Here is a 26,454-nt window from a genome sequence, read left to right as displayed (position 1 = left end):
GAAAGACTTGGTCCAACTGGCTTCCGCCGGAGACAGCTGAAGATCATATTGTTTTACGATTCGGCGAAATCGCGCCACGTATCCGCACTTTCCAGATGGTGGCAACCACTCGTCCGGGCCCTGGGCGCCCTTACTTCTTAGTGGAATAGAAAAAATATCCTAAAAAGCATCAAAAACCTATGCCAGAAATCGAAATCTGGTTTTTCTTGAGCATACATGCATATATAGTGGAATTACGAACATACTATTTTACCAATTGGAAATTGCGTGCTGAACAGCGTCTGCATAGAGGCAAATATCAAAGTAGACAACACGGGGACGAAGATAAGTCTTCCGGTGATCGTCACCCAAGATGGTTTGCTGAAAAGTTATTTGGATTATTTGATCGTTCATCGATACAAATCTCGGAGCTGGAAAGACAGGAGCGCGTTTGCGGTTCGACTCCTCATCGATTACACGAATCAGAATAAAGACTGCTTTGAAACTCCTCACCAACTGTTTCAGGAGTTTTCAAACAGCCTCTACACCGGAACGATTGGCGAGGACGGTAGCGATCCGAGTTGGCTGCGGTGGAAACCACGCGAGGATAAGGACGCGAACTTTCTAATCAGCCTGATAACACAATACACAGACTGGCTCTCTGAGCAGTATGAAGAGAAAAAGCTTCAGATAAACCCAACGGTGAAACCGACTCGTTACGAGGAGTGGATGGGCCTCGCAGCCTTCTACCAAAAGAAACGGCGGGCTTTTCTTTCCCACCTTTGGGCTAACAAACCAGCCCCTGCTTATTTCCGGAAGGTTATGCCCAGGACGGTGTCGCGTTCTAACGGCAATGAGGGTAAGAAAAGCTTTCCTCCTGGACGAATTGACGACCTCTTGTGGAATGGCCTTACGCGATATGGCTTTGAAACGAGCGACGTAGTTTATGAGCGCCTGGACCTGAAGAATGTGCTCATTACCATGCTGATGCATTACGGCGGACTCAGGCTCAGCGAGTGCTTTCACCTTTGGGTAGAAGATGTCGTGCCGTGGGAGGACGGAACCGCACTGGTCAAAATTTTTCATCCCGATAAAGGGCGGCCCCGTCCAAACGGCCCCAGCAGGCGCGAAGAGTTGCTCAACAAGTATGGGATGCAACCGCGATTTGAATATTCGAAATCCCATACGCTGCATGCAGGTTGGAAAGCGCCCAAAGAGGACAATGAAAGTCGCCACTTTCTTCAGGTTTGGTGGTTTCCAAGAAGTGCTGGTGAAACCTTTAACGACCTTTGGCGGCTTTACCTGACCTACCAGCGATACCCCGATGGCGGTAAACATCCGTTTGCATTCACGACGCAATCAGGCGCTCCGCACTCAATCAAAGGCTATAACCAATCGCTTAAAAGAGCCGTTGAGAGAATTGGTTTACCGTTTTCAAAAGAAGCGGGAACGACAGCACACGCCCACCGACACTCGTATGGGCAAGCTCTGGCTGATGCAAACGCTGATTCTCTGATCATTAAAAACGCCCTACACCATAAATCGATAGAAAGTCAGCAGGTCTACACCGAACTCACTGATAAGCAGATGCGTGCGCATTTGAGCAGATTGTCGCCCGAGCACGGCTTAATTTCTCCAATCAAGAAAGGACTCACTCATGGCAACTAAGTACGCCACGCTCGCCGAAGCCTCAGAAGCCGCTCAGCGCTTGGAATTCAAAACGCAGCCGGAATACAAGAAGGGCTACAAACAAGATCCGAAGCTGCCAGCAAATCCCAACCAACTCTATGCCGGAGATTGGGATGATTGGTATAGCTTCCTTGGCACTGAACACCCCGGTGAGAAGTACGCCACTGTCGCCGAGGCGTCCGAGGCCGCTCAACGCTTGGGATTCGAAATAAGAGATGAATACAACAAGGGCTACAAAAAAGACCTGAAGCTGCCAGCAGCTCCCGACAAACACTATGCCGAAGATTGGGCTGATTGGCCCAACTTCCTTCGCAATGAGCGCCCTAGAGAAAAATACGTGACGCTCGCCGAGGCGTCCGAAGTCGCTCAGCGATTGGGCTTCAAAACACGCACCGAATACCATGAGGGCTACCAAAAAGACCCGAAGTTGCCATCGAATCCCCAACGAAGTTATGCCGGAGAGTGGGATGATTGGTATAGCTTTCTTGGCGTTGAGCGCCCCGAGAGGTACGCGGCGCTTGCCGAGGCGTCCGAAGCCGCTCAGCGTCTGGGGTTCAAAACGCAGCAGGAATACTATGAGGACTACCAAAAAGACCCGAAGCTGCCATCACAACCCTCTGTTTTCTATGCCGAAGATTGGGATGATTGGTATAGCTTCCTTGGCACTGAACGCCCCAGTGAGAAGCACGCCACTGTCGCCGAGGCGTCCGAAGCCGCTCAACGCTTGGGGTTAAAAACACAGGCGGAATACTATGAGGACTACCAAAAAGACCCGAAGCTGCCAGGTTCTCCCAACGACTTTTATGCCGAAGATTGGAGTAGTTGGTACAACTTCCTTGGCACTGGACGCCCCGATGGGAAGTACGCAACGCTCGCCGAGGCGTCCGAAGCCGCTCAGCGCTTGGGATTCAAAACGTCCACAGAATACTTTAAGGGCTACAAACAAGACCCGAAGCTGCCACGCCATCCCGACGGAATGTATCGCAGAAATTGGGCTGATTGGTACAGTTTTCTTGGCAATGAGCGTCCCAAAGAAAAGTACGCGACGCTCGCCGAGGCGTCCGAAGCAGCCCAGCGCTTGGGATTCAAAACACAGAAGGAATTCTACGAGGGCTACAAACAAGACCCGAAGCTGACAGTAAGTCCCTTCGACTTCTATGCCGAAGATTGGGATGATTGGTACAGCTACCTTGGCATTGAGCGCCCCGTTAAGAGGTACGCGACGCTCGCCGAGGCGTCCGAAGCCGCTCAATGCTTGGGGTTAAAAACAGGTGCGGAATACTTCAGGGGCTACGAAAAAGACCCGAAGTTGCCATCGCAGCCGAATAAAACTTATTCCGAACATTGGATATCTTGGCCTCACTTCCTGGGCAACGAAAACGCCATTAATCGAGAACTGACCAGCAAATACCCCGAGTTTTGGAAAGCCATTCAGTGTTATGTAGAGGCTGGTACAGGCCAATCCAACAAATACTCACATTTGAGAGCACTCCTTAGATTTTACGTGGACAAGCTGGGCTTGGTTGACGACCCGGGAGCCATGCTGTCAAGGGATATCCCGTTTGATGAGCGAGCGTACGAAAACTTCATAAATGTCACCGCAGATACTGTAAAAAAACCACGGCATAACGCCTGTTCCGCTTTTTTCGAGTGGATTTTGGAGACTTATTGCTCTGACGAGGACGAGAACGGTGAGTTGATAGTTCTGCCCGGCTACCGCAATCCTCTTAGAACCGTTCTCAAGGGTTTGTTAGATCAGTTACCCAGTTACAAGCGCAGTGAATCAGACAAGCCTCCATTGCCCATGGATGCCATTGTACGAGCCAAGCAGCATCTGATTCCGCTAGAGGCGACGTCGTTTCGCGATCTCTATCAATTGCATCCCTTCCTCGAAGACTGCTGGTTCGGGGTTGATCCACAGTTAATTGATGACAATGACCCAAACTGCATTTATCGAGTGGTCAAAAAAGAGCGGAAGCGAGGTCGCAAGCGCTATTTTGAAGAGATGCACGAGTTATGGTCGCCCGTAAAAATTGTCGCAAACTACACATTGCTATCCATTCCGTTGCGAGGACAGCAAATCTGTTGGCTCGACAGCGGAGAGGGAGATGAATTCGTTCCGTTATGGCGTGATGGGAAGGTTCACTGGATCGAAAATCCAAGTCCGCTTGCGACCCGAAAGCGGAATAAGGGCTTTATTCAGAAAGGGAACAATGACGGTGAGTTGAGCGCCTACATCACGACGAACAAAACCGGAAAGAAATTGGGCGGCTACGATATTCCGTTCATGCCGGAAGATCTGGCGTATTGGATTATCCAGCTTCGGGAGTGGCAATCCAAATACAACCCAATCGAAGAACTGACACTGTGGACGCAAATCAACCCGCAGCAAAGGATACACAAAGACATCCTCAAAAGGCGCGGTAAACAATCGTTCCTGTTCCGCGACCCGGCCTCACACGCCTGTGATGAGAAGGCGTCGCCCATGCGTACGACAACCGCGTTTACACGAACCCTGCCTGCTCTGTTGTTCCATAGTCAGAGGCCAGGCGCGGACCTCGCTGAGAAAATCGAAAAAAAGAGCAGCGTGGATTACAAGAGCCAATTTACACCTCATGCTCTCCGCGTCAGCCTTATCACTGCCTACATTGTCGACGGCAGAGCGCCCATAGCCGTGATTTCAAAGCTGGTTGGTCATTCCTCTCTGGTGATGACGATTTACTACACAAAGGTAGGAGCCAGCAAAATGCGGCTGGAGATGGCGGCGGCTGAAAAACGGGCACTTGAGCAGAGTCATTATCGTTACGAAGACCTCATCCTCCAGAAGAAAATCGAAGAGGCGCGTCCGGAATTAATCGCCACAGACCGAAGCATCATGGATCAGTGTCTGACACCTAATTGGCCCTCTGGAGCCTTCCAACTTATGAGTTTCGGAATCTGCCCCATGAGCGGCAACAAGTGTGACGAAGGTGGCATGGCACTGGTTGAGCGGAAGGTTGAAGCACAGTACGCGCCCGTGCCCAATGGCTACCTTGGGACTCGAAATTGTCCCCAGTGCCGCTTCTTCATTACCGGCCCGGCGTTTCTGGGCGGTTTGTCGGCCATTGCCAACGAAATCATTCTGGAAATCAATGTCACCCGCAATGAATACCACGAACTCGAAGAAAAAAGGCAGACGCTCGATGACGAGCGGTACGATGCCGAGTCTTCGGGACAGTTTTTTGGTAAAGAGCGAACGCTGAAAAAGATCACCTCGGCGTATGAGGAAAAAGCCAAAAAGCTCGACATGCTTCTCACGGATCTCCAGCACTTATACCGCCTGATTTCTCAATCTACCGAACTGCTGAAGACCTCCGAGACAGGCCAGCACCAGCTGATCGTCAGCGGCAATTACGTGGAAATGGAGATGCATTTGGAGGAGCAAAGCAGCGAATTTCGGTTGCTCGCTGAGGTCTGTGCCAACGCTGAGATTTACGAGAGCGCCAGTGCCTCCAGAGCACGCCCCCTGCTCAGTCAGATGCTCGACAAATTGGCGGACACCAATGGGATTGCACCCGCGATATTTCGGTTGACCGAGGATCAGCAGCTCAAAGCTGCCAATCAGGTCGTCCGGCTGATTATGCAAGTGACACAGAATAACTGGCACGTCGCTGACCAGTTGATCAATGGGCAAATCACCTTGGAAGATCTCGCCGAACCACTACAGCTAGGTGATGTGCGCCAAGAGATCGAGTCAGCCATGAACGGGTCTTTGAAATTCCCGCTAGAAATCGAGAGCTGCAATGAGTGAACCGAACGAAGTCTACGAGGCCATACTGGGCCAACTGAAAAATTCTCGTTCCAGGAAGTCCCTGGAGGCCCTTCACGCCGTTTGCAAGGAACATCATGAGTCAGGCTCGGTTGATTTCAGAATCTCAACGATTGCGAAGCTTGGGGCCAGTCGTGGCGCTCCTAGCGAGCAGACCATCCGAAACAAAACCGGAGAACATTATAGAGCGGTCATTGAGGCTTGGCAGGCGCTTGGAGACCAGAAAAAGAAAGCGATCAAAGCACAGACCACGCCCTCGGGCGAGTACGATTGGGTTGATGAGGTAAGCAATAAAACTCACCGCTTCCTCATACTCGACCTGATTTCGAAGGTCCGTAAATTGAGGGCCGAAAATAAAAGGTTTGCATCGATCAAGAAATTGGAAATTGACTACCGAGCGGGTGCTGAAGACAAATCTGAATCGAGGTTACCGAGCCTGTTGAGTCACGAGATTGATGCATTGAGAGACGCCATCTCTGAGGAGTCCCTTAAATTAAAGGGCTGGACTAAAACAGAACGCGGCAGCATCAAGGACCAAAACGGCAAGGTTGTCCTCAGAAACGGTTTTGTGGATGCCCTTGAAAAAGCGTTGAGTATCGGGAATGACTAACGGACAAGAAAAAGCTCGCGAAAACCTTGTTGCCTTTCAGCGTTGGGCCGCTACGAAAACCGATGACGATTTAAAGCAAATCGTCTTTCGGGGCCAGCTAAACCGTGGCGAAGTCGCCAACGCTATCGGTATCGGAGAGAGCGCCGTGCGCCAGAATCCGGCGATAAAATCGCTGGTCCTTAAATACCTCGGGCGAATCGCCGCTTGCGGCGAGAGGGCAGAGCCCTCAATTGAAATCGAGGCTACGTCCGTTTTTTGATAAGAAGCGGACCTTTTTTGTCGCCGAGATTCCGGGAGATTAAGCACGCTGAGGTCGCAAAGCGAACATTCAGATCCAAGCCCGAATGCCTCATTTTGAGTGTCTTCTGTATCATCCCTAATGGGACAATTTTGAAACGGACTGGAACTACTGGTTAGCTTTGGTTTGCGAATTAGCTAACGGCCAAACCTTTCCCCGCTCAAAATTCTTTGCGCTTAGCGATTGCCCTGTTTGGTCATCTTCGTATGCTACTGCCCCCAGAAACCCTTCTTCAAACCTACGAACTATATGATTTTCAAGGGTATATTTTGGATCACTTATTACATAAGGATACGCCGGCCACACGTTACGTAGCGACAATATCGGCATGGTTGCGAAAGTGCTTGGAAAACGCTCGCTCTCGTATGAGATATACAATAATAGCCTATGGGCATATTCAACCTTCAGCTCAAACAGACGGCGTCCAAGCTTCAGCTTGAAAGAGCTAAGCAGAAAAATAATGCAGAAGACGAAGTCTCTAAAAGAATCGCCATCTATTTCAAACTCGCTTTCAGTTATTCCCGCTAACTCAAAGACTTTATGGAGATCGTCACTCAATTCTTTATGAGTTCCGAGACCTTTGACAACGGGAGGGTAAAATTCTCGATTACTGAAGTATTCAACTAGTCCATGTTCAAAATCGCCACTAGCCTCTTTGACGCTCTTCAGAACAATGCCACGATCTTTTCCCTTTGGGTGAGCTAAGAAATCACCTAGTTCCCGCAAGATACTCCCCGATTGAGCATAATCGCGTGTCAGAACGACAAAAAGAGCAACGTCGTCCTGATCAAAACTACAGCGTTGAAAGGATTCATGAAACTGACTGACCTTGTGTCTACAGTAAGTGTTCAAGAAACAACCTCTCGAAGCTACCACCAGCCAGCATGCGTGCTACAGAATGGAGGCGAAGCCGCAATGTAGTAAAAATCCCCGTGACTGGCCTTTTTAGCGATAAACGCTAGTCATCAATATCTTCGCCTCTATACAACCTGTCTTCTCGTATTTCTTCGAGGTCATCTTCAGATAACTGTCGTTCGGAAAGCGGTATAATTATCTCCGCCTGCTCAATGACAGCCTCTATTGCCGCCTTAAATCCCGGTCTTTCCGTTTCGCTTAATTGAGACTGGAGAAACTCATCAGGCAGCTCATTCTTTAGCCCTAAGTGATCGTCGTGGCGTGCAAACACTTTATGGGTATTTCCAAGATCTACCAGAGCGTCGACAAGCTCTTCAACTGTCTGATATTCAGTATCTGGGCTGAAGGGGCCGCCATTTCCCAAAACCTGAGCAACGTCTTCTAAGCTTTCAAATTTCTTCATACAGGGTGATTTCCTATGTTTAGTTGAGTTAGAGCATGTCTCTTTGAAGCATCGCTAACGCCAGCCAGCATGCGCGGCTACGGAATGCAGGCGAAGCCGCAATGAGTAGCCGTCGCGGTGACTGGCCTTGTTACATAGCTCGTTAGTTTAGGTCAAAATCGCAATTAAAATTCGTAGTCCGGGCCTTTATGATTTGAGTGCGTGGATCGAAGTTTCCAGCGGCATTTACTTGCGAGGCGACGATTTTTTTCATGCCAAGGTGTATAGCGTACGTCCACACGCCGGCGGAATTACTATTTGCGGCCGGTGCTTCAGCGGCAATGATAACCCCTGTGCTCTGCGCCAAGATATAAGCGGGTTTTCCATCAATAAATAACTTGTCAGGAGGAGTGAAGCTGAACTGCCAAGTTGAATTGAATTTCTCGCTCGTTGTCCAACCACCAGGCATGCTGTTCCCCTGAAGGTCGTTTGCAGCGCGATACCCATGGGTATTGAGATCTTTGCATGTGGCGTTAAAACCCGGGTTGGAACTCTGGGCGTGGATTGGTATTACAAAGAGCATTAACAACGAAATGCCAATAATCCTTTTGGTCATCCTTTCCTCCTGACTATCAATGGTGAAGCGCCATGTAACACCTAAGCATTTAATGGTCGTGCGCAGCATGACCTTTAAATGTCTGTTGGACTAAGCCGCCGGCACCGAAGCTGCCGGGCGACGCATAAGGGTAAAGTAATCGGGAGGCAAGGCTCGGAACGGTGAGGCTGGCTGCCGACGGACCTCAGCACCAGTGAACATTAGCCGTGTTATATACATCATTGGCCGATTCCTTACGGTGATTTAACTCAGACTACCCCGCAGATGCCGCATTTTCCAGTCTCAAGCCGCACACGGGCCCAGCTCACAAGGAACTGTAAGCGATCACCCGCCAGATCAAGAGCCGCGTGCGGGCTAGCCGGTTGGCACGGCTACTATTCTGAAGCGCGGGATCTGACGAACCATGTGAACCAGACCCTCATCGCAGCGCGGGCAAGGCCAACAACGATGGGGTTCCTGGTTCACTCGGTTTGTCTCTGGTTGGGGTGGCTGCAACAGACACTGCCGGATAACAGCCAACTTTTGTCGTCGCGTTCGGTTACTCAGGTAACCAAAGTGGCGGATGCGCATGAACCCTTTTGGCAGAATGTGCATCAGGAACCGCCTGACGAACTCCCGCCCTTCCAGCCACTGGGTCTTTAGTCGTCCTTGATCCCGGTAATCCTTGTATCGGAACGAGACCCGGTCACCTTCCATCGACAACAACCGCCCGTTGCTGATGGCAATCCGGTGAGTGTAACGAGCCAGATAATCCACTACGGACTCAGCCTGGTTCAGGCAATGCCGGGTGTAGACAACCCACTCTTGTCGCATCAGGCCGTTGAGCACGTCATCAACCTCACCGCTGTTGGTCACCCGATGCAACTCACCAGCGTTCGACGACGCTCTGAGCAACGACACCATTCGCCCGCGAAAACGCCGTGATAATGCCCGCACCGGGAACAGGTAGTGGCTCTTTGCTCTGTGCCATTCACCCCTGCCTGTCAGTACACCTCCAGGGATTAGACAATGCACATGAACATGGCGACTCAGGTTCTGCCCCCATGTATGCAGCACCGCCGTCATGCCCAGTTCGCCCTGCAGATGCTGCGTATTGCGGCCGAACTGATTGAGCGTATTCCAGACGGCCTGGAAGAGGCAGCGGTAGAGTACCTCGGGATGCAGTTGAACCCAGCCATTCAGGGTATGGGGCAATGTAAACACCAGATGGAAGTAGGGTACCGGTAACAACAACGCCCTTTGCCGGTCACTCCATCGCTGGCTGGCACGGCCCTGGCACTGCGGACAGTGCCGATCCCGGCAGCCGTAATAACAGACGGAGCGGGCCTTGCAGTGATCACACTGCATCTCCATACCGCCCATGCGGGCCGTCCGGCACCCGGTTAACCGGGCACAGACCTTGCGGCGATGGCCGTCCAGTGGCTCATCGGGGAGGAACTGGTCCAGAATTGTCTGGACGGTTAGTGAACTGGCCATCATCCACCTCCCAGACCTGCAATCAGGTCGACAGGTCCACGGTTTTGGGGTGTCACGCCCGGCAGCCAATGCAGATACCGTTGTGTGCTGCGCAGGTCGCTATGCCCCAGCAGCCGTTGCAACTCATGGAGGGGAACGCCCTGCTCTAACTGATGGGTGGCGTAAGCATGGCGCAAGGCATGAATGCCTCCACGTTTGTGAATGCCACTGGCTCTCTTGGCCTGATGGAACACCTTCTGGGGCGTGGTGATATGAAGGTGCTTGTCTGGCAGCAAATCACTGGGAAATAACCACGGCATGGGACGACGAATCCGCCAATATTGACGAAGCACCTGGAGCAGTCCCGGTGCCAGAGGCACCATCCGGTCCTTGGCTCCCTTGCCCTGGGCAACCCGAAGCAGATGACGTTCCCCATCAAGGTCCTTCACCTGCAATGCCACCGCTTCACTGACTCGCAAGCCACAGCCATAGATGATGGACAGCAACGCCTGATGCTTGGGGTTGGAGACGCCCGCTAGTAGGCGAGAGACTTCCTGACGGGTCAGCAATTCCGGAATGCGCTGGGGGCGCTTGGGTAAGACCAGCGTCACATCGAAATGCGCCCAGTGCAGCACTTGCAGGTACAAAAACCGGATGCCGTGTAGGTAGAGGCGACAACTGGCTGGTGACAGGGCGCGCTCCTGGACCAGGTAGTTGAAATAGACCTGCAGGTCATCGACTTGCAGTTGATCCGGCGAGCGCCGGTAGTATCGAGCCAGCTCGGTTACAACGTACAGATAACTTTGCTGGGTTCGGGGGGAAAAGCCATGTTGGCACATGGCCTGGATCATGGTCTGACGTAACGGTGTCATGACGGATTCTCCTCTTCTGAAAAGCCCACCTGGGCTCATCAAAAGTATCCGTCAATCCACCTGATCTCGCGGGAAACTCCCCGGCTTACTCGCTACCGCGAAGCGGTTTAGTTCAACAGCAAATAGGCAGCGCGCTTTACCATTGCAGAAATTTGACTGCGTCACTATTACTGACTTTGAACCATCAATCGTGTTGCACACGAATCTATAAAACAATAGCTTAGATGAGCACGGCCATCTCTGCCATGTAACCATTCAGTGCCTGCAATTTGCACAGCCGATGAGACTGGATCAAATGGCTGCGATTAGCTCGGAGGCCCTGGAGAAAAGCCCTGACTCAAATGTTCGCTTTTGTTTAGCCATTGGAGGGCCTGATCGGCTCCCGGAGATAATCATCGACTGGCGCTGAAAGCTGCTGCATCACCCAACGATCGCGGATCGGAGGTCCACTTGACACCAATCAGATCTCAATGCTCTCAGCGATCTCCAGAGCATCCTCCACCTCGACACCAAGGTATCGCACGGTACTGGACATATTTGTGTGCCCCAATAGCAACTGGACTGCTCGAAGATTTTTGGTCTTCTTATAGATCAGTGTTGCCTTGCTCCGTCTCATTGAGTGGGTGGCATAGACAGAAGGATCCAGTCCAATGCTGGTTATCCATTTCTTGACGATACGGGCATATTGGGTAGTGATGTGGTCAAACTTTCTGATCCGGCTCGGCCACAGATAATCCATACCCGAAAGTTGGCGAGACTCAATCCATGCTTCGACCGATTCACGCGTCTTTTTAGTTATCTCAAACTGAACAGGCTGGCTGGTTTTCTGCTGGATGACTTGCGCCCGATCCATAACCTCACCGTTTCTGGAAATATCTCGAACCAAGAGCTTTACCATATCGCAGGATCGGAGTTTGCAATCAATCGCCATGTTGAACATCGCAAGCTCGCGGATGTTCTTTGCAATCTCCAACCGAATGCGGATAGCCCATATTTGTTCGAGTTTGAGCGGTAACTTCTGGCCAACGAGCTTCCCCTTGTTCCAGGGAGCTTTGCTGATAGGAAATGTCATGACGCGGCCCTCTTCGGAGGGTAAGGGCCTTTAAGTATGGTTCAGAAGATCGTTCTCTGCTGCCCAACCTGGTCGCAAAGCGAACATTCAGATCGACCATATAGCGGACCTTTTCCCAAGCCGCTTGCCCCGTTACTCCCCCGATTCACTGTAAGACCCGGCGCCATGGGAATATCTGGCGAAAGACCATCGGTCAGAAAAGGTGATTCGACGGTGACTGGCATCAGCAAAATGAATAGTTCAGTATGAAGCTAGTTCATCAAACGCCCGAATCCAAACATAGAACTGAAATCAGTATTGGCGCCCGGTCAAAAGTGGGTAGTTTTTAGTCAGCCTTTCCCGATTTTTCGTTTCTTGACGGTCAGGATAGTTCAGCATCGTATGATAAAAATCATCACCTCCCTAATACGCTGGCTTGCCAATCACCTCCATGGCATAGAGTCTTGGCTGGAAAGCCAACACGGCTCCGCCGACATGCAGTCTAAGTTCGTAGACCTCGCGCCAACCGATGATGCAGACAAGGCTGGCGTATATTCCGAAGCAATTTTGTTCGCGACGAACAATGCGAAGGTTTCCAATATTGCCCTAACTGGTCCGTATGGGTCAGGAAAGAGCAGCATCATTCAGTCCTTCTTAAAAAAGTATCGACGCCCTGCGCTTCATATTTCTCTCGCCGCGTTCGTTCCCGACGCCAATTCCGACGGCGAGAAGGTGAGCCGTCAAGAGATTGAGAGAAGTATCCTCCAGCAGATGTTGTATGGTGCTGACGCAAACAAGCTTCCACTATCGCGGTTCAAAAGAATTCAGTCGCCCGGTGTTTGGTCGATTTTTAAATCTCTCTACATAATGCTTGGCATTCTTGCGCTTTGGTACGTGTTTCATCATCGCGAAGATATCCTCAACGGCTCCTTTTTCGTCCCGCTAGCATTTAGTAATTGGCTCAACCTTGGGAGTTTCTTGCTCGCGGCAACGTTCGTCTGGGCCACACTGCATCATTTTTATGTCGCGAGCTTCGGTCTGTCACTCAAGAGCATTTCGTTGAAGGACGTTGAGATAAAGCCCGCGCAGGATGACCAGGCGTCCATATTGAACCGTCACTTAGACGAAATAGTCTACTTCTTCCAATCAACCGATTACGACCTTGTAGTTATTGAGGATATCGATCGATTTGATAATGCCGAAATTTTCGTCACGCTGCGCGAAATTAATAGTCTTGTAAATGAAAACGCAGGCGTGAAACGCACCATCAGATTCCTCTACGCCCTGCGCGACGACATGTTTGTCAACACCGATCGAACCAAGTTCTTCGAATTCATCATTCCCGTCATACCGATCATCAATACGTCGAATTCCATCGACATGGTATTGAAGCAGGGAAAGAGACTTGAGCTCGACGAGCGCCTAGATCGGCAGTTTCTGCGAGAGGTCTCACGATACTTGAACGACCTGAGGTTGATTCAGAACATCTTTAATGAATACGCCATTTATGTGGCTAATTTGAAAACCGATGACGAGGATTTGCTCGACGCCAACAAGCTCCTCGCAGTACTGATCTATAAAAACGTCTATCCAAGGGACTTTGAGCAACTGCACCGCGGTACGGGGAATCTCGCTGAAATTTTGAACCGCCAAGACGAGATCATTAGGCACGCTGAGGCCACGAAAAGGACCGAAATTGCGGAGCTCGAAAGGAGGCTTGAAGTCGCCGAGCGACAGATACCTTCGGACTTGAGAGAGTTGCGTCAAATCTACGCTATGGCTCTGATTGCTAAGCTCCCAGCAAATTCTGTCAGCGTCAGTCTCGATGGCCGGGCATGGATCAACCTTCAACAGCTGGTTGCGCAGGATGCGTTTGAACAGCTTATAGAGGCTTCCCACATATCCTGTAAACACAACCAGAATCAACGACAACAGGTCAATATTTCCAAGTTGCAAAGCGAGGTCAACCCTCATAAATCCTATCAGCAACGCAAGGAGGAGATAGAAAGCAATGCGGCGGAAAACAGGAAGAGTAGCTTGCGTGAAATACGCGACTTAAGATCAGAGATCGCAGCGCTTCGCACTACTAAGCTCAACAAGCTGTTGCGTTTGAACGCCGATCACGTCCAGGATCTTTTCGAAAACTTTGGGGAAAACGGAGAGCTTGCCCGTTTTCTTATTCTGGAAGGCCATCTCGACGATACCTACTACCAATACACTTCACTCTTTCACTCAGGCCGATTGTCCCCTAATGACAATAAATTTCTGATTCAAATAAGGGCATTCGCCATGCCTGAGCCGAGTTTTCCGATCGACAATCCAAAAGAGGTCATCGCAGCAATGCGAGCTGAAGACTTCCGGCAAAGCTATGTCTTGAACGTTAAGCTTGTCGATAGCCTCCTGAGTGACCGAAGCTATTATCTCGACCAAACGCAGAAGCTTTTCGAGTTTCTCTCGTCAGAATTCGAGAGCTGTGAGGACTTTTTCGATGCCTATTACAGCAGCGGCCACCATGTTGTAGAACTTCTCTCGGGGCTAGTCGAAACGTGGAAAGGCCTAATCCCAACCTTTATTGCCAGCCCTAACAACATCTCCCACGTCAGCCAACTGATCTCGAACCTACCGGTAGCCTCACTCAAAACGCTCGCAGAGGAATTTGATGAGTTACCAGAATTTGTTTCGGTAAACCTTACGGAGATTTTGGTTAATTCACCCGGACTGGAACCGGAGCGCCTCACATGCCTCAACGTTGAGGTAAAAGACCTGGCCGCAATCAAAGAAAACCCTGAAATTGTGCGCGTCATGTTTGAGGAGGGGCTTTTCGATCTCACGATCCCGAACCTGGAGTACGTTTACCAAGAGATTTTGAGAGAGAACGATCTTAAGCCACTACATGAGAGGAACTTCACGACTATACGTTCGACGAATTGTGCACCCTTGATTAATCGAGTCGAGCGCGATTTAAATCGATATCTTCATGAAATTCTCTTGGCGCTTCCGGAAAACTCACAGGAGGACGTCCCCGCAATCCTAGATTTGATCCGCCACGGTGATGTAGATCACGATGATCTTCGCGAGTTTCTTGAGCGGCAGACAACCCTGCTGCCAACTCTAGAAGGTGTTCCCGAGAGATTGCACGCAATGCTATTCGAGCTAAATGCGATCGAACCAACCTGGGTGAACTGTCTTGATTTTATGAAAGGTGAAGAGTTCCATGAAGATAGTCTGGTTGGCTATCTTGATCGGGATGTTGTCCGCTCGGCTATCCTGCAAAACCCCATACCAAGTGACTCAGGTTCAATGCAGCTGCGTCAATTCCTCGTCAGTACAGGTTCGCTATCTGATGCCGCTTATAAAGAATATGCTCACGCCCTGCCGAATTCGTTCAAGCACCCACCCGAAGGGCTCGAACTAACCAAGCTTCGAATCCTTGTAGACGAAGGAAAAATCACCTTCACGAAGGAGAGTCTTGACGCATTCGCTGAGAACAACGATTTGCAGGTACTATTTGTCGCAGCTAACATCGAAACGTATTTGGCGGCCCCAGATAGCTTTGCGCTCGACGATAACTTCCGAGACAAGCTTCTACGTTCTTCAATTGGTAATGAGGCCAAACTAAAGATAATCGACTTGATGGAGCTAGAGGCGCTCGTAGACCTTCCCGAACGTGCAGCACTTATCGGCTCAATTCTGAGCAAAACCGACGCCAGTACATCCAACTTAAACGGCAATGTTGCGCGATCCCTGATAGCGCACTCCGCGCCTATAGAAACGCAGATTTCACTCTTCAACAAATATCACTCTCTCATGACAACCGACGAAGTGCATCAGGTATTGGCCAATTTACCGAAGCCATTTTCTGAAATAAAAACAGGGCGCAAGACGCCGAAACTGAAAAATACTCCTGAGAATGAAGAGTTGGTCAGATGGCTTGATTCAAGAAACATTATTTCGTCATGGAGTCAGAATAGTGTCTTCACTGATGATATAAGAGTTAACCTGTTCTACAGGCCTCGATAAGCGGCTTCACAAATCCCGCACCGTCTCAGCACGGCAAAAAGGTCCGTTTGCCAATGGAAGCGTGGATGTTTTAGCGAAGAGATTACTAATGTTCGCTTTTCGTTTAGAGTTTTGGAGTTTGAGAAGCTCGGCCTGGTCGCAAAGCGGACATTCAGATTAGGGCATAACGCTAGGCTCACGCGCCGGTTTGGAGTCGCTATGCAGCGGAAAATCGGTCGCCGTGTAGCCGACTGTTACGAATTCCTAGCTGGCACCACGATTCCTGCTTTCACCAATTCTTCTACTAGTGAAAATAACAGCTTCGCATCAAACTGACCTGAATCGTAAACAACGCGAAGATTCTCTCGGTCTTCGCCAAAACTTCGGCCTCTTTCTGGGGGTGGATCTAAGGCAAAGTCAACGGATTTATATTTGTGCATTCGGCCATTCAAATCGGACATTGAGAAGCCACAAATATGTAGTTTGGACGACACCTTAAAGTCTTTTGTTAATAATGAGACATCGGTTTCAAAGAATGCATTGAGCCAATGTTTATCAACTGCTTGCGCCTGATACAGAACAGCAATGAGGCTGTTAATCAACTTTTCGTTTATCTTGAGACAAAAAGGATCTAACACGAGGGATACACCAGCACCAAACTCATCACCCTCCTTATACCTGATGATTGCTCCATGTGTGTGTATCGTATTTTTATCCGCAACCCTGAACTCGATATCGTTTTCGACTAACAGTTTTTCAACCCTAACCAATGGATCGTCGACGATAGATATATCTTTCCCGCCGGGCTTAATTTTATTTGGAAATACCATTTTCACATGGTCTATTATATTTAGCACTTCTTCTGATACTTCTTGGTGACCAAAGCTAAAGGCCAATACCCGCTCGAAATCATCCTCTGAGAACGATTCGGGATAGCTGCAGTCAAATTCTCGATTCAAAACAGCAATAATATTATTGAGACCATCAGCACTTGTGATGTTAAATCCCTGAAGTAAGTTTAAGGGTGGCTTTAGGTTTCCTATATCGACCCCATCTATTCCGATAGGAATAACCTTGACCCCCTTCGAATAAGCGAAGCCAGCCTCAAAGTAAATCCAGCTAGACATTGCTGATCTTGGTGATACAAAAACGAGCATTATCTTGGATTTATTAAGATTTTCTTCGACTTGGTGAATCCAATTATTGCCAAAAGGAATGCTTTCGCCGTCGCTTGACTGAAAAAGATCAACGGTTCCCGAGGTGCGCCTGTTGACCAAATCCTTGATTTGGCGAATCAGCTCCTTGTCTAAAGAAGAATGACTAATGAATATTGTCGGTTTCTGCATACTCTCTCTAACCTTCGTAGCACCTTGCTCTGCGGCAATTTTGAAGCGCAGCGGAAAAATTGTCCGGCAGCAGCGCATTATTAGACTTTATATAGAGTCTTTGCGAGCTAGCCATTGAGTGTGCTCTCTAGAAAATGCGTTCTCGCTGTCAGCGACAAACTGCGCCAACTTTTCCCCAGAATCGATTTGCTCTAGCTCCCCCCTTACGACTCCAATTTCATGTGCGGTCAATCCATATGCCGCCGCTAGTTCCTTAAACCGCTTCACCTGGATCCAGGTTAAAGCCGATCCAGCCGCAACGACAAATACATCCGCAGGCCAATACCCCCAATCCGGATATGCAACACGCAAAATTAGGAACAAAACCGCAAAAGTTTGGCAACCAAGCAAGATAGCAAACCACAGCCTTCCTTTTCTGCGATTCCAAGCAGACTTATTTGCATACCAAGAACGCTGCTCATCAATTCTATACGTGCGATAAAAGTCAGCCCTCTGTTCCCAAGATAGATTTCTTACTTCGCACATCTTGTCGGTGATCTGCTCTTGCTCAGATACCGAACCTCCTAGATGCTCCGCCAAGTCCTTATGCTCACTTAAGATACTTTTCAGTCGTGCCCTAAAATGGGACTTCACTACTCTTACATCAGGGGCATCGACATAGGGCTCACACCTCATCATGAAGCGCCAAGAGCTAGTTTTAACCGATTCAGCGACAGATCGAGCCCGATACCAGGTATCTTCATCTCGTCTCAGCAGCATCATTACAGATAGGAATATGGACCCTATAACGAGTAAGGCGGCTACGACTGCAGATGATTTTTCATTTATTCCGTAAACACCCAAACCTGCTGCAGCAATAAGAAGTAGAGAATAAACTTTAACGAATCTTAAGTACTGGTTCTGGGCATCCATTGATGCCTTGTTGGTGGCACAGTACAGCGCTGGATATTGTTCGTCTTTCATCAGAGCCCCAGCTGCCTGTAGACGGAATCGTTGTATAGCCTTGGACCTTTATCGCTTTGACTGCGTCGATGGTACTCTCCTGGAAAATTGTCTAAGGCGTACTGAATTATTTTTAGTTTGAACGGGATATGCACAACATACTCATCACGAATTACTGGAGGACAAAGATTTTCGTCTTGGCTTCTTTGTCCATTTAAATTAACAGCAATGATCGGTATGCCTAGGTTCATGCATGTTTCAAGCTCCCAACGCACAAACCGATACAAATTTTTTGTCTTCTCTCCAATAAGAACTATAGCCTGCTTGGTATCCCCAAGCCTTTCCCTTAGCCGCCTCTTAACCGTATCTTCTCCTGCACGATCTGTAAGTGGCTTCAAATCGTGAGCGTCAAAGAAGTTAAAATCGATATTTTCGTTTGCTTTCCATCCCCGCATATAGCGGTATGCCCACATGTCTTCATCACCATCAAAGATGACGTAAGTTTTATTTCTGTAGCTCACTTTTCACCTCCTGAAGGTCTAAAGCTAATTCAACGACAAATGACATCTAATCCTCATGCGACTATCCGCACCAACCAGAACGTCACCCACCTCATTTATCTCTCTATTTCAGAAGCTTAAAATACCGGCTCCGACCAGCCCTTCGCGAATAAACGCAAAGTCTCCGTTTTACGCGGGCTTCCTGTTCGCTTATCCCGCATCTTATGAAGCTCACTATTCCATAACGTTCAAAGGCTTGTAAGCCCAGGCATTAGGAATTGACTAAGTTTTGTGACATTTTTTGTTGATCTCCAGACTACAGTAAAGCACACCGAGGGGGCTCAGAGGATACTCTGGGTCAGTGTCCGCTTTTGTTTAGGAATTGCCTAGGGTGCCAGCGGTCGCAAAGCGGACATTCAGGTCGACCACAAAGCGGACATTTTTCACCGCCCAAAACATCTCTTTCCAGGGACGGCAACTGCTGTATAGTCGTAACCAAAACTAAGGAAAGTCTGATGAATGCCCAATTTTCTATCGTCAATGCGCCCGCGCTAGCTGCGACGGCGTCTTTGGGAGAGATGAAAAAGGCTTTAGGAAGAGACCTCAAAACGGAAAAAGCAGCGGCGTGAGCCAAATTACCACGCCCATGGCAAGCAGCTGCAGGGGCACCCCTAACTTGGCGAAATCGAGGAAGCGGTAGTTTCCCGGCGCAAGCATCAGGATGTTGACCGGCGAGGCCACGGTCATCAGTACTGGTTCGGGGCTGACCCCCATTCCCACGCAGTGGCAATGGGGGTTACCAGCACGTTGGTAGCAGTATTCGAGATAAACTGATTGAGCACGGATGTCAGCAGAAACAGGCTTACGTAGAGCGCACGGGGCCTGCATCGCCAAAGCCTGCGACAAGCTGGTAGACAATCAGCGCCGGAGCACCGCTTCACTCCATCGCCAGAGGTAATAGTCCGGCAATCAATACAGACTGGTGGAATTGAGGGATCGATAGGCTTCCGGCCGTGTCAGGCAGCCACTGCCGATTATCGCCAGCGCCAGCGGGGCATTTCGTCCATTTCCTCGGGCGTATCCAGCAGAACAAAATCACGCTCCTGCTGCAGCTCACGAACCCGGTTCCAGCCACCGACCAGCAACAGTGTGTCGCTTTCTTCAAGGCGGGAGTTACCAAACCGCGTGGCTTGGGATTGTCCCATCCCTCGGACACCACTACTACTGAGCCGGAATTGTTCACGGAAGCGCCGCTCCTCGGGAGTCTTCGCGATCAGTGAAGATCCGCGTCGCAGTGCCACCTCTGCCACTCCGAACTCCTTAATGACCCGCTCCATTTCGCCCTCAGGAAAACCCAGGGACAACAGGCACTCTGTGAGGCACAAAACTGTTCAACGGCTTCGGGCGAACCATGCATCAGCAGCCAGTCACCCGTCGCCACGCGGGTTTCCACCAACACCAGAGTGGAAAGCAACCTTCCGGCCCGTAGGATGCCAAAAAGCGTGACTTCGTAGTGTTTACGCAGGGCGGCCTAGGCCGCCGTTTTGCCGGCCAGCCCCGAGCCGGCCGGCACCGTCAACAGGGATAGTTATTCCATCACGATCTTTGGCATAATCTGACTGCCGCCATGTGTTACCTTTTCAGTCTCCAGCGCTTCAAGTTCTCGGACGATTCGTGAAGCAATTGCTTGATACGCGGCGGCCAAATCACCCTTGGGGTCGGTTACCAGTACTGGCTGGCCAGAATCGGATCCGGTTCGAATACGGATATCAAGCGGCAGTTCGCCCAGTAGTTCGGTGCCGGCCTCTTCGGCCATTTTCCGGGCACCGCCTTCCCCGAAGATGTGTTCCTCATTTCCGCACTTGCCACAGATGTGGGTGCTCATGTTCTCGATGATGCCCAACACCGGCACATTCACCTTCACGAACATTTTCAGCCCCTTGCGGGCGTCCAGAAGGGCGACGTCCTGGGGCGTGGTGACGATCACCGCCCCGGACACTGGCATTTTCTGGGCCATGGTCAGGTGAATGTCGCCGGTGCCCGGGGGCATGTCCACAATCAGGTAGTCCAGATTGTCCCAGCGGGTTTCATACACCAGCCGTGTCAGAGCCTGGGTGATCATCGGGCCACGCCAGATAATGGGTGATTCCTCATCCACCAGAAAGCCGATGGACATGGTCTGGATTCCGTGGCCGACCATGGGCTCCAGAATCTTGCCGCCGGTCGTGTCTGGCAGGCCACTGAGGTTCAGCATGCGTGGCTGGCTCGGCCCGTAGAGATCGGCATCGACGATGCCGACCCGGGCGCCGGTGCTTGCCAGTGCCATCGCCAGATTGGTTGTGGTAGTGGATTTACCAACGCCTCCTTTTCCGGAGGCGACGGCGATCAGGTGTTTCACTCCGGGAACTGCATTTGACATGGTAATTGCTCCGGTCTGTTGACTTGCTATTGCTCGACGAATGCCCGTTCAATCACGTAATCGCCCCGCACACCCTGTTGGGGAGAGCCTTTGAAGCCCATGCTGTCCAGCATCTTTGTCAGGTCTTTCAGCAACCCGGGGCTGCCGCAGAGCATGGCCCGGTCGGTTTCCGGGTTCAGGGGCGCTAATCCGATGTCATCTGTCAGCTTGCCGGACTCGATGAGGTCAGTAATCCGGCCCTCGTTGCGGAAGGGCTCCCGGGTCACTGTGGGGTAGTAGATCAGTTTGTCACCGATGATTTCCGACAGGAATTCGTGGTTCGGCAGTTGTTGGGTCAGGTAGTCGTGATAGGCCAGTTCGCTGACCTCCCGCACGCAGTGCACCAGAATCACTTTTTCATAGCGCTCGTAGGCTTCCGGGTCCCGGATGATGCTCATGAAAGGGGCCAGGCCGGTGCCTGTGCCGAACAGGTAAAGGTTCTTGCCGTCGTTCAGGTCACCCATCACCAGGGTTCCCACCGGCTTGCGGCCGATGTACAGGGAATCGCCCTCCTGCAGGTGCTGCAGCCGGGACGTCAGCGGGCCGTCCTGAACCTTGATGCTGAGAAATTCCAGGTATTCCTCATGGTTGGCGCTGACAATACTGTAGGCGCGCAGCAGTGGCTTGCCGTCCACCGGCAGGCCGATCATCACAAAGTGGCCATTCTCAAAGCGCAGGCTCTGATCGCGGGTGGTTCTGAAGCTGAACAGGGTGTCGTTCCAGTGGTGAACGCTGATGACGTTTTCGGTTCCGATTGCAGCCATGGGTATGTCCTCCGTGTTGGCTATATCAATAAAGATTCACAGTGAAAAAACAGCCATGGATGTCATGGCAGTTAAAACCAGAAGCGTGCTGAGCATGGCCAGCAGCGCAAACGGCCGCCAGCCCTGGGCAATCAGCGATGACAGACTGGTGCGCATGCCCAGCGCCGCCATGGTGACCAGCAGGCAGGCCTTGGATGCGGTGGTCAGGGCGTCACGCAGATCTTCCGGCAGCCAGCCCAGGCTGTTCATGGCGAACAGCGCGATAAAACCCAGCAGAAACCAGGGGTGTTCGGCTTTGCCGCTGTTGTTCCTGTTAAGTAACGCGCCCAGCAGCAGCACCATCGGCGCTAGCAGGGCAACCCGCAGCAGCTTGGTCAGGGTTGAGATATCACCGGCTGTGTCTGATACCAGGTAGCCGGCACCAGCGGCCTGGGCCACATCGTGAATGCTGGCGCCCAGTAACAGCCCGGTTTGCGTGTCGTTGTAGCCAAGCGATGAAAACACGGGTGGTAACACAAGCATGCTGAGGGTGCCCAGGGCGGTAACGCCCACCACCACGCCCAGCAACCGGCGGTCTTCCAGTTTGCCCTGGGGAATCACGGCAGCAACCGCAATCGCAGCAGAAACGCCGCATATTGCTACTGCCACACCAGCGACCAGGCTTTGCAGGGTGGGCAGCCCCATCCAGCGGCCCAAAAGCAGCGCCGAGCCGATGGTAATGGGCACACAGGCAAGCACCATCAGCAGCGGCAGGCTGCCAACCGTGAGCATCTGTTCCACGCCAATCCGTGCGCCGAGAAATGCGATTCCGATTCTCAGGACCTGGCGGCTGCAAAAGGCCACCCCTGGCTGCAGCCGCGTGTCGGTCGCCTGACTGGCAAAACCGAACCCCAGCAGCAGAACCAGCACCAGTGCCGGCGCACCATAGTGGTTGGCCAGAAAACTGCCGGCCAGGGCCAGTACCACGCACAGGGCGGCGCCCGGATAGCGCAACCGCGCAGGGGCCCACCAACGAGTGTCGATGGCGCGCAACGTCTGGTTCATGACACCTGCTCGCTCAGTTCCCGCAGAAAGCCCCAGGGGTACAGGCCCCGGTAATGGCCATCGCTGAAGAAAAACTGCAGGCCACTGACGCCAGAGAGTTCGACTTTTTTAATGCTGATGTCGGCATCAATCAGGCTCAGCCGCCCCATGCGCTTGGCCTGGGCGCAGTGCGAACAGCCGCAGGAACGGCGCAGTATCAGGCAACTTAGCCGCGAGGTCAGGCCGTCGGGCCAGCTTAGCTCCAATTCATTGAGTTTTCGTTTCAGACGGACTTCTTTGGGTGGTTCTACCAGGGTCTGTACAGACATTGTGGCCTCCATATTCTTGCAACTCGTCATGACAAGTTGGGTGACAACTCAGCGCTCCAGGTACTGCAGTTTGTCGGGTTGGTCCACCCAGGCCTCGGCTTCCGGCATTGGCGCCGAGGTGGAATCAATCACCGGCCAGACCTTCGCCAGATCAGCGTTCAGCTCAATGAAATGTTTCTGGTCCTCCGGCAGATCTTTCTCATCGAAGATGGCATCGGCGGGGCACTCGGCCACGCACAGACTGCAGTCGATACAGGTTTCCGGGTTGATCACCAGGAAGTTGGGCCCCTCGTGAAAGCAGTCAGTGGGGCAAACATCGACACAATCAGTGTATTTGCAGCGGATGCAGTTCTCAGTCACAACAAAAGTCATGGTGGTCTCCTTACTGTTGGCGGTGGCCGCGGGCCGGCCCGGTGCGTAGCGGGCCGGCCGGTGGCTCAGGCCGCCGCGTCCAGTTTCGACATGGCCCAGCGGGCCAGTTTGCGAACGTCCGGGTCGGGGTCGTCCATGGCGATTTCCACAAACGGACGGCAGTCGCTGTGGGCAATAGCCCCGAGTGCGCCGATAGCGGCTTTGCGAAGGTTACTCATGGCATCTTTCGAGCACTCGCCGAGCACCGGAATCGAGTCGGTTGAACCCAGTTTGCCCAGGGCATCCACGGCCTTTTCCCGAACCTGCCAGAGCTCGTCTTTGGTGGCGTCCATCAGGGGCTGAATAGCGGCCTGGTGGTCCAGCTTGCCAATGCTGTTGGCGGCTTCGCAGCGCACCTGCCAGTGGCCGTCTTTCAACAGGCTGATCAATGCCTGCCCGACTTGTTGCGGGGTGGCGTAAACCAGGGCGCCAGTGGCAGCCCGGCGAACTTCCGGGTCCTTATCGTGCTGGGCGGTTTCAACCAGCGCCGGCAGGTTCTCGGCCTGTTTCAGCCATCCCAATACGGCAACGGCCTCGCGGCGAACTCTTGGGTCGTCATCGCCGAGACGTTTGAGGGCGGGGCTCTGGGCAGCGGGCAGGCGCAGCGGCTTGAGCGCCCGCAGAATGCCGGACACCACGAAGCCGTCCGAACTGTTGTCCAGGGCCTTCAGCAGCGGTTCACCGGCAGCCGGGTCTTTCAGGTCAGCCAGTGCATGGGCAGCGCTGTTGCGCACTACCTCGTCGTCGTCGCCGAGCGCGGCTATCAGGGCATCGGCCATGTCGGCCGCCTCGAATTCGTCGACTACCTTGGCGGCTTCCTGGCGTACGTTGGTGTCAGGGTCATTCAGGGCGTGGATGACCAGTTCCACGGCTTCCGGCTCACCGGAATCGACCAGGTCCATGACCGCCACCCTGCGAATTCCGGGGTCGTCGGACGTGAGTTTGACGGCAATGGCCTGTAATTCGGGATCGTCGTATATTTTCATGGCTTACCTCAGCTCAACAGGTATGGAATGTTGACGGTGACTGCATCTGTGGGGCAGTCAGCCTCACAGGGCATGCAGTACCAGCACTCGTCGTATTTCATGTGAGCCTTGCCGGTGGCTTCGTTGATCCACAGCACGTCCAGCGGGCAGACGTCGATGCAGACCGTACAACCTTTGTCGGCGATGCATTTATCCTCGTCGACAATGACAGGAACGCTTGAATGATGGTTTGCGATAGGCATGTGTTTGTCCTCTCTCGATCAATCTGTTTTATGGGATATCAGCCGTTAGCCGCTTTCTGGACCCGCATCTTGCGATAGGCGTCTTTTTCTTCACCCAGGGATACCAGGTAATCCGCAATGGGCCGCTTGCCGCTGGCCATTTGTCCGTTTTCGTCCTTGAACAGGCGGCTGTGGTAGAACCATTCGGCGTCGTTCTGATCCGGGTAGTCCACGCGGTAGTGGTACAGGCCCCAGCGGGATTCCTTGCGGTACAGCGAGGCGCGGGCGGCCATTTCGGCGCAGTCGATGATGGACTGGACTTCCATGGCCCTGAGCAGTTCGTGGGGATCGCGAGCGCAGAGCCGTGGCACGTCTTCACGGACGGCCAGAATCCGCTCCAGCCCGATTTCCATTTTCTTGGTAACCTTGGGGGGTTGCAGGTAATCGTTTACCAGGCGACGGACTTTGTATTCCATCTGTTCCGGCGGAATGCCGTCGGCTACTTTCATGGGCGCCTGGATGCGATCAAGTTCGGCCTTGATGAAATCTTCGTCGAGCTTTGGCTCACCCCGGTCTTTAATGAACTCGACCGCGCTTTCGCCGCAGATCTGGCCGTACACGAAGGCGCCCAGCATGTAGTTGTGGGCCACGCTGGCCATGTCGCCTGCACAGTAGAGACCGGGGACAGTGGTGGCGCCGGTTTCGTCGGTCCAGACGCCGGAAGCCGAATGCCCGGAGCAGAAGCCTACTTCCGAGATATGCATTTCAACCATGCGCTCGCGGTAGTTCACATCGCGGCCCTCATGGAAGCGGCCCCGGGACGGGCGCTCGTTGGTGTGCAGTACCGTCTCGATTTCCTCGATAGTCTCTTCAGCAAGGTGGTCCAGCTTGAGGAACACCGGGCCGGTGCCCGATTCCAGCTCCTTGAAGAACTCCAGCATCATCTGGCCGGACCAGTAGTCGCACTCGATGAAACGCTCACCGAACGCGTTGGAGGTGAAACCGCCCAGCGGGCCGGTCACATAAGCGCAGGCCGGGCCGTTGTAGTCTTTCAGCAGCGGGTTCACCTGGAAGCACTCCAGGTTCGCCAGGTCGGCGCCGGCGTGGTAGGCCATGGCATGGCCGTCGCCGTTGTTGGCCGGATTTTCATAGGTTCCGAACAGGTAGCCCGAAGTGGGCAGGCCCAGACGGCCGGCGGCACCGGTGGCCATGATCACCGCTTTGGCGCGGATGATGATGGGCTCGGCGGTGCGGGTGTTAACACCGATCATGCCGGCGATCTTGCCGTCCGGATCCTTGAGCAGGCGGGTCGCAGTGAAGCGGTTTTCAATCTGCACCCGGTTGCGGCGCAGGCGGCGGTAAAGGATCTTTTTAACGTTATGGCCCTCCGGCATGGGCAGCACATAGGTGCCCAGGTGGTGGACCTTCTTCATGTCGTAATCGCCGGTCTCGTCTTTCTGGAAGTGCACTCCCCAGGAATCCAGCTTTTCAATCATCGGAAAAGATCTTGTGGCGTAAGCCATAAGTGCAGGCTGGTGCACCACGCCATCGTTGGCGATGGTTATTTCCTTTACGTACTGCTCGGGTGTGGCATGGCCCGGTACTACAGCGTTGTTCAGGCCATCCATGCCCATGGAAATGGCGCCGGAACGTTTAACGTTGGCTTTTTCCAGCAGCATGACGTTCAGGCTTGGGTCCTGCTCCTTGGCGGTCACAGCGGCCATCGGGCCGGCGGTGCCTCCGCCAATCACCAGGACGTCGGTGTCGATCACAGGGATGTCATTGATTTTCATGGTGCGC

At 52.3% G+C, this 26,454-nt stretch carries 24 protein-coding genes; 5 read left to right on the top strand and 19 right to left on the bottom strand.

The annotated features are described in order from the left end of the window. Window positions 1-267: 267 nt before the first annotated feature. Genes gmtY through NLK58_RS17350 form a run of 4 tightly spaced genes read left to right on the top strand, consistent with a single transcriptional unit; the run spans window position 268 to window position 6,345 of the window. Window positions 268-1,647: a gamma-mobile-trio recombinase GmtY gene (gene gmtY / locus NLK58_RS17365; protein WP_114435623.1), complete on the top strand. Its 1,380-nt coding sequence runs from the start codon at window positions 268-270 to the stop codon at window positions 1,645-1,647. Further along, window positions 1,637-5,458: a VPA1269 family protein gene (locus NLK58_RS17360; protein ID WP_011783464.1), complete on the top strand. Its 3,822-nt coding sequence runs from the start codon at window positions 1,637-1,639 to the stop codon at window positions 5,456-5,458. Before gmtY ends, NLK58_RS17360 begins: the two co-directional genes overlap by 11 nt. Continuing rightward, window positions 5,451-6,086, top strand: a complete 636-nt coding sequence (gene gmtX / locus NLK58_RS17355) for a gamma-mobile-trio protein GmtX (protein ID WP_011783463.1) — start codon at window positions 5,451-5,453, stop codon at window positions 6,084-6,086. The genes NLK58_RS17360 and gmtX overlap by 8 nt, the downstream gene beginning before the upstream one ends. Beyond that, on the top strand, window positions 6,079-6,345 hold the full coding sequence (locus NLK58_RS17350; protein ID WP_011783462.1) for a hypothetical protein: 267 nt from the start codon (window positions 6,079-6,081) through the stop codon (window positions 6,343-6,345). Before gmtX ends, NLK58_RS17350 begins: the two co-directional genes overlap by 8 nt. A gap of 147 nt (window positions 6,346-6,492) precedes the next feature. On the opposite strand, the gene NLK58_RS17345 is transcribed toward NLK58_RS17350, so the two are convergent. From NLK58_RS17345 to NLK58_RS17320, 6 genes are all read right to left on the bottom strand, one after another. Further along, on the bottom strand, window positions 6,493-7,236 hold the full coding sequence (locus NLK58_RS17345; RefSeq protein WP_341581389.1) for a hypothetical protein: 744 nt from the start codon (window positions 7,234-7,236) through the stop codon (window positions 6,493-6,495). A 106-nt stretch (window positions 7,237-7,342) separates the two neighbouring features. Continuing rightward, window positions 7,343-7,702, bottom strand: a complete 360-nt coding sequence (locus NLK58_RS17340) for a hypothetical protein (protein ID WP_341581388.1) — start codon at window positions 7,700-7,702, stop codon at window positions 7,343-7,345. 142 nt (window positions 7,703-7,844) lie between these two features. Next, entirely contained in the window at window positions 7,845-8,297 is a 453-nt protein-coding gene (locus tag NLK58_RS17335; protein WP_341581387.1) for a hypothetical protein, read from the bottom strand. A gap of 354 nt (window positions 8,298-8,651) precedes the next feature. After that, window positions 8,652-9,776 (bottom strand): IS91 family transposase, encoded by a 1,125-nt coding sequence (locus NLK58_RS17330; protein WP_341581386.1) that lies wholly within the window; start codon window positions 9,774-9,776, stop codon window positions 8,652-8,654. After that, the gene (locus NLK58_RS17325) at window positions 9,773-10,624 is read right to left on the bottom strand and encodes a site-specific integrase (RefSeq protein ID WP_273070137.1); all 852 of its coding nucleotides are present in this window, start codon (window positions 10,622-10,624) and stop codon (window positions 9,773-9,775) included. The genes NLK58_RS17330 and NLK58_RS17325 overlap by 4 nt, the downstream gene beginning before the upstream one ends. 460 nt (window positions 10,625-11,084) lie before the next feature. Next, window positions 11,085-11,696 (bottom strand): tyrosine-type recombinase/integrase, encoded by a 612-nt coding sequence (locus NLK58_RS17320; protein ID WP_341581385.1) that lies wholly within the window; start codon window positions 11,694-11,696, stop codon window positions 11,085-11,087. A gap of 381 nt (window positions 11,697-12,077) precedes the next feature. Between NLK58_RS17320 and NLK58_RS17315 the strand changes: the two genes are divergently transcribed. Further along, window positions 12,078-15,695, top strand: coding sequence for an ATP-binding protein (locus tag NLK58_RS17315; RefSeq protein ID WP_341581384.1), 3,618 nt, complete (start codon window positions 12,078-12,080; stop codon window positions 15,693-15,695). 233 nt (window positions 15,696-15,928) lie between these two features. Here NLK58_RS17315 and NLK58_RS17310 read toward each other — a convergent pair whose 3' ends face one another. From NLK58_RS17310 to NLK58_RS17250, 13 genes are all read right to left on the bottom strand, one after another. Next, window positions 15,929-17,020, bottom strand: coding sequence for a toll/interleukin-1 receptor domain-containing protein (locus tag NLK58_RS17310; RefSeq protein WP_341581383.1), 1,092 nt, complete (start codon window positions 17,018-17,020; stop codon window positions 15,929-15,931). Between the two features lie 87 nt (window positions 17,021-17,107). Next, on the bottom strand, window positions 17,108-17,983 hold the full coding sequence (locus tag NLK58_RS17305) for a DUF4231 domain-containing protein (RefSeq protein ID WP_341581382.1): 876 nt from the start codon (window positions 17,981-17,983) through the stop codon (window positions 17,108-17,110). Further along, window positions 17,983-18,483 carry a TIR domain-containing protein gene (locus NLK58_RS17300; RefSeq protein WP_341581381.1) on the bottom strand — a complete coding sequence of 167 codons (501 nt, stop codon included), beginning with the start codon at window positions 18,481-18,483 and terminating at the stop codon, window positions 17,983-17,985. Before NLK58_RS17300 ends, NLK58_RS17305 begins: the two co-directional genes overlap by 1 nt. A 582-nt stretch (window positions 18,484-19,065) precedes the next feature. Next, on the bottom strand, window positions 19,066-19,380 hold the full coding sequence (locus NLK58_RS17295) for a hypothetical protein (RefSeq protein WP_139216089.1): 315 nt from the start codon (window positions 19,378-19,380) through the stop codon (window positions 19,066-19,068). Window positions 19,381-19,496: 116 nt separating this feature from the next. After that, the gene (locus NLK58_RS17290; protein WP_092034314.1) at window positions 19,497-19,826 is read right to left on the bottom strand and encodes a hypothetical protein; all 330 of its coding nucleotides are present in this window, start codon (window positions 19,824-19,826) and stop codon (window positions 19,497-19,499) included. A 224-nt stretch (window positions 19,827-20,050) separates the two neighbouring features. After that, window positions 20,051-20,881, bottom strand: a complete 831-nt coding sequence (apbC, locus tag NLK58_RS17285; RefSeq protein WP_376788057.1) for an iron-sulfur cluster carrier protein ApbC — start codon at window positions 20,879-20,881, stop codon at window positions 20,051-20,053. Between the two features lie 26 nt (window positions 20,882-20,907). Continuing rightward, window positions 20,908-21,684 (bottom strand): ferredoxin--NADP reductase, encoded by a 777-nt coding sequence (locus tag NLK58_RS17280; protein WP_092034445.1) that lies wholly within the window; start codon window positions 21,682-21,684, stop codon window positions 20,908-20,910. Between the two features lie 36 nt (window positions 21,685-21,720). Further along, window positions 21,721-22,728, bottom strand: coding sequence for a putative sulfate exporter family transporter (locus tag NLK58_RS17275; RefSeq protein WP_341581380.1), 1,008 nt, complete (start codon window positions 22,726-22,728; stop codon window positions 21,721-21,723). After that, window positions 22,725-23,036 carry a DUF971 domain-containing protein gene (locus NLK58_RS17270; protein WP_339779363.1) on the bottom strand — a complete coding sequence of 104 codons (312 nt, stop codon included), beginning with the start codon at window positions 23,034-23,036 and terminating at the stop codon, window positions 22,725-22,727. The genes NLK58_RS17275 and NLK58_RS17270 overlap by 4 nt, the downstream gene beginning before the upstream one ends. 48 nt (window positions 23,037-23,084) lie before the next feature. Continuing rightward, a complete protein-coding gene (fdxA, locus tag NLK58_RS17265; RefSeq protein WP_339779365.1) occupies window positions 23,085-23,408 on the bottom strand; it encodes a ferredoxin FdxA in 324 nt (107 codons plus the stop codon). A 65-nt stretch (window positions 23,409-23,473) separates the two neighbouring features. Beyond that, a complete protein-coding gene (locus NLK58_RS17260) occupies window positions 23,474-24,433 on the bottom strand; it encodes a HEAT repeat domain-containing protein (RefSeq protein ID WP_339779367.1) in 960 nt (319 codons plus the stop codon). A gap of 8 nt (window positions 24,434-24,441) precedes the next feature. After that, entirely contained in the window at window positions 24,442-24,675 is a 234-nt protein-coding gene (locus NLK58_RS17255) for a ferredoxin family protein (RefSeq protein ID WP_092034431.1), read from the bottom strand. Window positions 24,676-24,713: 38 nt separating this feature from the next. Further along, the gene (locus NLK58_RS17250; protein WP_339779370.1) at window positions 24,714-26,447 is read right to left on the bottom strand and encodes a fumarate reductase/succinate dehydrogenase flavoprotein subunit; all 1,734 of its coding nucleotides are present in this window, start codon (window positions 26,445-26,447) and stop codon (window positions 24,714-24,716) included. Window positions 26,448-26,454 lie beyond the last annotated feature (7 nt).

The sequence above is a fragment of the Marinobacter metalliresistant genome, assembly GCF_038098645.1.
In the GTDB taxonomy this organism is placed as follows: domain Bacteria; phylum Pseudomonadota; class Gammaproteobacteria; order Pseudomonadales; family Oleiphilaceae; genus Marinobacter; species Marinobacter metalliresistant.
This window is presented reverse-complemented; position numbering and strand designations above follow the sequence as displayed.